Below are 6,288 nucleotides of genomic sequence, written 5' to 3' on the forward strand. Positions count from 1 at the left end.
CTCCAGCCTAAGGTGCTGGCACCATGGTCGACATGGTCAAGTTGAAGGTCATCCGGGGAGATATCACGCAACAGGACGTCGAGGCGGTGGTCAACGCCGCCAACAACCGCATGCGGGGTGGCGGCGGGGTCGACGGTGCGATTCACCGCGCGGGCGGCCCGGCGGTCCTCGAGGAATGCATCACACGGTTTCCGCACGGCCTGGCCACGGGCGACGCCGGCTGGACCACCGCCGGCGACATGCCGGCCCGCTGGGTGATCCACACCGTCGGTCCCAACTACGCCGCGGGCGAGCGTGACCGGGGGTTGTTGGTCTCCTGTTACCGGCGCTCGCTTGAGGTGGCCGATGAACTGGGAGCCCGGAGTGTCGCCTTTCCGTTGATCAGCGCGGGCATCTACGGCTGGCCCAAGGATGATGCGATCGCGGCCGCCGTCGAGTCCGTCAACGGGGCTGACACCGCCGTCGGAGAGGTTCGGTTGGTGGCCTTCGACGAGGCCACCTTCGCGCAGCTCGAGCGGGCAGTCGCGGAGGCTCAGTAGCTTTCGGACTCGAGGATCCGCCAGACCTCGGCCTGGACGCCTGAGTACTCCAGGGTGGAGGAACTCGGGTCCCACAGCAGCTTCATCTGCGCCTCGTCCGGGGTCCGGTTGCCCTTGCGTCCGTTGCACAGCGAACACGCCGCCACCAGGTTGCCCCACGTCCATCCGCCGCCGCGGGAGGCGGGGTGCACGTGATCGACGGTGAGCGCATGCCCGCCACAGTAGGCGCACGTCCACCCGTCCCGGCGCAGGATCTCCAGCCGGGTGGCGCGCTGGTGCAGTTCAGGCCTCTTGCGCCACGGAATGTCGATCCAGTAATTGAGCCGCACGATGATGGGCCAGGACATGTCGACTGTGCCGCCGGCGGAACGGACGCGTTTGGTGGGATGCACCTTGAAGGGAGAGTAGGTGCCCTCCAGGATGCCGATCACGGCCGAGGTCCATTCCACCTCCCCCTTGACGTCGTAGTCGAGCCCCACGACGAAGGCCGTGCGGAAGTGTTCATCGAGCTGGCAGGCGGCGATGTAGCGGTGCGGCTGATGCCTCAGGCGAAGTCCCATGCGACACGGTTCCTTTCATGTGGGTTGCCGGTGGAATGAAAAGAGGCCCCAGGGACAGGAATCCCTCGGGGCCTCGGATGCACGGCGCGCACGCCTCGCACATCGCTCACGGTCGTATCGTCTCTCGGCCGGCCGCTATCCCCGGGTGCGCGCTGTGGCGCCGGTGACGGGCGTGCACGATGTGGATCATTCGGGGCGACCTCTCCTGTGAGTGTGCAGCACAAAAATAACAGCCTCTACCCAATTCCCGGTCGTCCTCGGCGCAGTAATCATGCACCCGTAGCCACAAATTCACCTGAACGCTCCGTTCTGGTCCGTCGGGGTGAGGTGCTTCCGCCGAGCAGCGATTAGCGTCGGGTGGAAGGAGAAATCCCCCTGAGTGAAAGGTGACCATCATGGCCGACAAGACCCTGGACAACCTGTTCTTCGACACGCTCCGCGACATGTACTACGCCGAGCGGCACATCGCCAAGACGCTGCCGAAGCTGGCCGACAGCGCCGTTTCGGACAAGTTGACCGAGGCCTTCCTGACCCACCAGAAGGAGACCGAGCAGCAGATCGCCCGGCTGGAGGAGGTCTTCAAGATGATCGACCGTCAGCCCACGTCCAAGCGCTGCGAGGCGATTGACGGCCTCATCGCCGAGGGCGACGGAATCATGGAGGATTTCAAGGAGAGCCCGGCCCTTGACGCCGGCCTCATCTCGTCGGCCCAGGCCGTCGAGCACTATGAGATCGCCCGCTACGGCACCCTCCGTCGCTGGGCCTCGATGCTCGGGCTGAGCGACGGCGCGTCGCTCCTCAGCGAGTCGCTCGACGAGGAGTCGCGCACCGACGAGCTCCTCACCAAGTTGGCTGAGGCTGAAGCAAACGCCCGCGCGAAGAGCGGGAAGAGCTGACCCACCGCTGATCGGCGGCCATGGGGCACCCTCGAGCCGGGCGCCCCATGGCCGTTGTCTTTCAGCACATCGGTCAACGGATCATCACGCCACGGACCGTCGTTGGAGGCGGAGTTCGAGTACGCCTCCGGACGCTAGATCACGGCGGATCGCCTGCCTTGACCGATCTGCGCAGTTAGCGTGGAGACCAGAGCAACTCGGCGCGTCCACAGCCGGCGACTCCCGGCGCGCGCCGGAAGGAGGACGACATGTTGACCATCGAAGCCATGCTCGACACCTACCCCCAGGAGCTCGCGAGCGTCGACGGGGAGAAGTTGGTTGAGTGCATCCGTGCCTGTCTGGAGTGCGGTCAGACGTGCACGGCCTGCGCTGACGCCTGCCTGGCCGAGGACATGGTGGCCGAACTCAGGCAGTGCATCCGGACGAACCTGGACTGTGCCGACATCTGCGCGACGACAGCGGCGGTCCTGTCCCGCCAGACGGCCCGCAACACCGAGGTGACCCGAGCCCTGCTCGAAGCATGTGAAGCGGTCTGCCGGGCCTGCGCTGACGAGTGCGAGAAGCACGCCTCGATGCACGAGCACTGCCGCGTCTGCGCGGAGTCGTGCCGTCGCTGCGAACAGGCCTGCGCGGACCTCCTCGCCACCCTCTGATCCCTCACTCACCACGCCCTCGAACAACATCGGCTGTTCGAGGGCGTGTGTGCGCTGATGCTATAGGCCGTTCACCCCAAGCCTGCGGATGACCGTCGCTGAGGCCGCCAACCCGGAAGAGCTTCACGCCCACCCAGGCGAACCAGATCGGCAACAGGAGGCCGTAGACGAGGTAGGCGGAGCCGATCATGGGGCGCAGGGCCTCGCTGAGGACACCTATCGCCCCGGCTGCCATGCCGACGACGGACAAGGCCCGGCCCCACTGCCCCTGCCACATCACGACGGACAACACCAGGATCGCGCCGGCGGTCAGGATGCCCGCCCAGGACACGGCGTTCGTCGCGGCGATCAACGCCTCTGCCGCCGCCACCAGCGCGGCCTGCTCGCCTTGATCCGCGCCGGCGTAGGCGTCGCTCAGCACGACCATGCCCCCATGCAGGGACTGTGGGCTGCTGCCCAAGGCCAACGCGATGGTCTCCGACACGATCCCGAGGAGGCCGCCGATCAGAGCCAGGGTCTTGTTGACGGTGGACAGCGCGACGCCCAATGCGGCGAACACCAGGAGCGCAGGCACCGCCAAGCCGACGAAAGACACCAGCTCGACCAGATAGACGGCCTTGTGCTCGGCGATGTACTCCAGAAGAGGCCGCCCCTGGCTGGGCGGCAAGGGCGCCACGAAGACGAGGACGATGGGGACCAGCACCAACACCACGAACAGCAGTGCCGCGTAGCCGCCGATGCTGTACAGGCGGCGCCAGGACAGGTCGACGCGGGCCGTCCCGGAGGGTGGGGTCCGCTTCTCAATCGCCCCTGTCAGGAGTGCTGTTTCAAGCGCAGGTTCCGCTGTCGCGGACGACGGTCTGGGTCTTTCCATGGTGGACTCCCGTATGAGGGCGACATTGCCCTTCACTCCACATTCTAGAACTCGGGTGAGCCTGCGAAGCAAGGGGCGGCAGGTGCCAACTCTGCATCGACGCCGCCATCGTTGGCCCCCTCCGTGGCTAGCCTCAGGGGATGTCGAACGTCACGCACACGGCGCTCAACCGCTCCGTCACCACCCCCGCACTGTTCGCGTTCATCCTCGGGGACGTCCTCGGAGCAGGGGTCTACGTTCTCGTCGGCGTTATCGCGGCCGCTTCCGGCGGTGCGGTCTGGGTGCCGCTCCTGGTTGCGCTGGTCATGGCGTTGCTGACCGCCGGATCCTACGCCGAGCTGGCCACCAAGTACCCAAGGGCGGGCGGATCGTCCCACTACGCCAACCGTGCTTTCGGACCGTTCGCGGGCTTCCTCATCGGCTACTGCATGCTCGCGGCGGGGATCGTCTCGGTCGGTGCGCTGGCGCTGGGCTTCGCTGGAGACTATCTCGGGGAGTTCCTGACCCTGCCCGTGCCCTTGACCGTCATCGTGTTCCTCGCGCTGCTCGCCGCCCTGAACGCATTCGGCATCAAGCAGTCCCTCTTCGCGAATATCCTCGCCACCATCATCGAGGTGGGCGGCCTGGTGCTGGTGGTTGTCCTGGGATTCATGGTCATCGCCCGCGGTGATGCGGACCCGTCGAGACTCACTCAGCTCGGCACCACCGAGAACGGCCCGCTCGCTGCTGTTCTCGCAGGAACCGTGCTGGCGTACTACTCGTACGTGGGTTTCGAGACCTCAGTCAACGTCGCCGAGGAGACCAAGGACCCCGCGCGCTCCTACCCGCGCGCACTGTTCGGGGCGTTGCTGGTGGCGGGCCTCGTGTACGTGGGCGTCGGCGTCGCCGCCAGTGCGATCGTGCCCACCGACCGGCTCGCGGCATCGACCGGTCCTCTGCTGGAGGTGGTGCGCGCTGCAGGCGGGGTGCCTCCGGTGCTGTTCTCTGTGATCGCCCTGGTCGCCGTCGCGAACGGCGCGTTGTTGACCGGCATCATGGGCTCGCGGCTGGCCTACGGCATGAGCCGCGACAGGTTGTTGCCGTCGTTCCTGTCGAAGGTGCTTCCCGGCCGGAAGACGCCGTGGCTCGCCATCGTCGTCACCACAGGCTTGTCGGTGGTGTTGGCGCTGCTCGGTTCCATCGAGGTGCTGGCCTCGACGCTGGTGTTGTTGTTGCTGGTGGTGTTCACCGCCGTCAACGCGGCCGTCCTGGTGCTGCGCAAGGACGCGGTGGCGCACAAGCACTACCGCGTGCCGCGCGTGCTGCCAGTCCTGGGCATAGCCAGTTGCGTCCTGCTCGCCACACAGGTGGAGGGAGAGACATGGTTGTTCGGCCTCCCCATGCTCGCCCTCGGTGGGCTGCTGGCCCTCTTCGCGCGGAGGAACGTGCGTGCGACCGCTCGTGCCGAGGCCTGACAGCCCCTCACGCGTGGCTCCGCACGGCAGCTAAGCCTGCTGCCGCAACTTCCAGAAGCTGTCCTTACGGACGATGAGCCCCTCGTCGTCGAACGTCCAGAGGTCACAACCCCGCACCTCGATGCGCTCACCCGACACGGTTGTGCCCGTGATCGTCCATTCGGAGGCGCCCCGATGGCCGGCGACGAAATGGCTGCCGCCGCTGTACCGCACATCAGGAATGCCTTCGAAGCGGGCTGCGAGGCCGCGCCGGACCTCGTCGCGTCCGACGAACCGACTCCCCCAGGGATCCTCTCCACGGGGCGACTCGAAGACGCAGTCCTCTGCGAAGTGGCCCATGATGGCGTCGAGATCGTGCCTGTTGAACGCGTCGAGAACCTCATGCAACGCCGCCACCTGTGACTCGTGGGACACAGCGCCTCCCTACTTCCATGTGATCGCCTGAGTCGCGATCTGTTTCTTCAAGGGTCCGCCGATACCAGCCATTGCGCCACACCCCGTGATCCGCGGATCGCGCGGGGCAATCCGACGCAAATCATGTGGTCGCAGTACCGTTGGACGGTGCCCGCACGCCACAAGTTCTCAGCCGCACGACGGTCGGCGGCCAACCGAGCACGCTATGCGAAGAGACGACAGCGCAGGCTGGACCGCGTCGACAACGACCTCACTCCCGCCCAGTGGGCCGATCTCGTCGACGCATGGGGAGGCTGTGCCTATTGCGGACAGCACGGAGTGCCGCTGCAGCGAGACTGCATCCACCCGATCTCACGCGGCGGCCGCTATACGCTCGACAACGTGGTCCCGGCGTGCGGATCCTGCAACGCGAGCAAACACCACAGTGAAGTGACGAGTTGGCTCAGGCGGAAGAAGTACGACGAGCGCACATTCCTGCTCCGGCTCGCAACGATCCGCGCCGCGCTCCTTGCCGAACCCACGCCCGTACCGCCGCCTTCAGAAATGCCGGAGTAGTACTTTCGCACGGGCTCTGACCACACCGCGGGCGGGGCCTTACCGGGGTGGGCGCACCTTGGCGGGCTCAGGTCCAACGGTGGCCGATCGCGCCTGTCCTCTTCACACGCCCGGCGTGCTTGGCCCTGTGAGCAACAGGCACGTAAAAGGGCCTTGTCCACCGGATTTCCGGTCTGACAAGGCCCTTTGCTGGTCGGGCTGACAGTGTGTGATCTCAGGACATCGGAATAGGGTGTCTCGGGTCATCGGAATACCCCTGTCTCAGGTCATCGGAATGGCTCTGCGAGTCTGCGTGGATGGCAGCAGCGAAGCGCAGATTGGTGATTGAGGCGGTCTTGGCGGG

At 66.3% G+C, this 6,288-nt stretch carries 8 protein-coding genes; 5 read left to right on the plus strand and 3 right to left on the minus strand.

Annotated elements, in window-relative coordinates; translation table 11 throughout:
• Window positions 1–32: 32 nt before the first annotated feature.
• A complete protein-coding gene (locus H5393_RS05270; RefSeq protein ID WP_182765719.1) occupies window positions 33–539 on the plus strand; it encodes an O-acetyl-ADP-ribose deacetylase in 507 nt (168 codons plus the stop codon).
• On the opposite strand, the gene H5393_RS14500 is transcribed toward H5393_RS05270, so the two are convergent.
• A complete protein-coding gene (locus H5393_RS14500) occupies window positions 533–1,099 on the minus strand; it encodes an HNH endonuclease (RefSeq protein WP_076058886.1) in 567 nt (188 codons plus the stop codon). The two genes, H5393_RS05270 and H5393_RS14500, sit on opposite strands and share 7 nt — an antisense overlap.
• 395 nt (window positions 1,100–1,494) lie before the next feature.
• On the opposite strand from H5393_RS14500, the gene H5393_RS05280 reads away from it, so the two are divergent.
• Both H5393_RS05280 and H5393_RS05285 read left to right on the plus strand, forming a co-directional pair.
• Window positions 1,495–1,995 carry a ferritin-like domain-containing protein gene (locus tag H5393_RS05280; protein ID WP_182764656.1) on the plus strand — a complete coding sequence of 167 codons (501 nt, stop codon included), beginning with the start codon at window positions 1,495–1,497 and terminating at the stop codon, window positions 1,993–1,995.
• Window positions 1,996–2,243: 248 nt separating this feature from the next.
• The gene (locus H5393_RS05285) at window positions 2,244–2,648 is read left to right on the plus strand and encodes a four-helix bundle copper-binding protein (protein ID WP_220488165.1); all 405 of its coding nucleotides are present in this window, start codon (window positions 2,244–2,246) and stop codon (window positions 2,646–2,648) included.
• 4 nt (window positions 2,649–2,652) lie between these two features.
• Here the strand turns inward: H5393_RS05285 and H5393_RS05290 are convergent, their stop codons facing one another.
• On the minus strand, window positions 2,653–3,522 hold the full coding sequence (locus tag H5393_RS05290) for a hypothetical protein (RefSeq protein WP_182765720.1): 870 nt from the start codon (window positions 3,520–3,522) through the stop codon (window positions 2,653–2,655).
• A 140-nt stretch (window positions 3,523–3,662) separates the two neighbouring features.
• Here H5393_RS05290 and H5393_RS05295 point away from each other — a divergent pair, with 140 nt between their 5' ends.
• Complete coding sequence (locus tag H5393_RS05295; protein ID WP_182765721.1) at window positions 3,663–4,976, plus strand: APC family permease; 1,314 nt, start codon at window positions 3,663–3,665, stop codon at window positions 4,974–4,976.
• A 30-nt stretch (window positions 4,977–5,006) separates the two neighbouring features.
• Here H5393_RS05295 and H5393_RS05300 read toward each other — a convergent pair whose 3' ends face one another.
• Window positions 5,007–5,390: a nuclear transport factor 2 family protein gene (locus H5393_RS05300; protein ID WP_182765722.1), complete on the minus strand. Its 384-nt coding sequence runs from the start codon at window positions 5,388–5,390 to the stop codon at window positions 5,007–5,009.
• Between the two features lie 147 nt (window positions 5,391–5,537).
• Between H5393_RS05300 and H5393_RS05305 the strand changes: the two genes are divergently transcribed.
• The gene (locus H5393_RS05305) at window positions 5,538–5,945 is read left to right on the plus strand and encodes an HNH endonuclease (protein ID WP_370585932.1); all 408 of its coding nucleotides are present in this window, start codon (window positions 5,538–5,540) and stop codon (window positions 5,943–5,945) included.
• Window positions 5,946–6,288 lie beyond the last annotated feature (343 nt).

The sequence above is a fragment of the Tessaracoccus sp. MC1756 genome, from assembly GCF_014164735.1.
Classification (GTDB): domain Bacteria; phylum Actinomycetota; class Actinomycetes; order Propionibacteriales; family Propionibacteriaceae; genus Arachnia.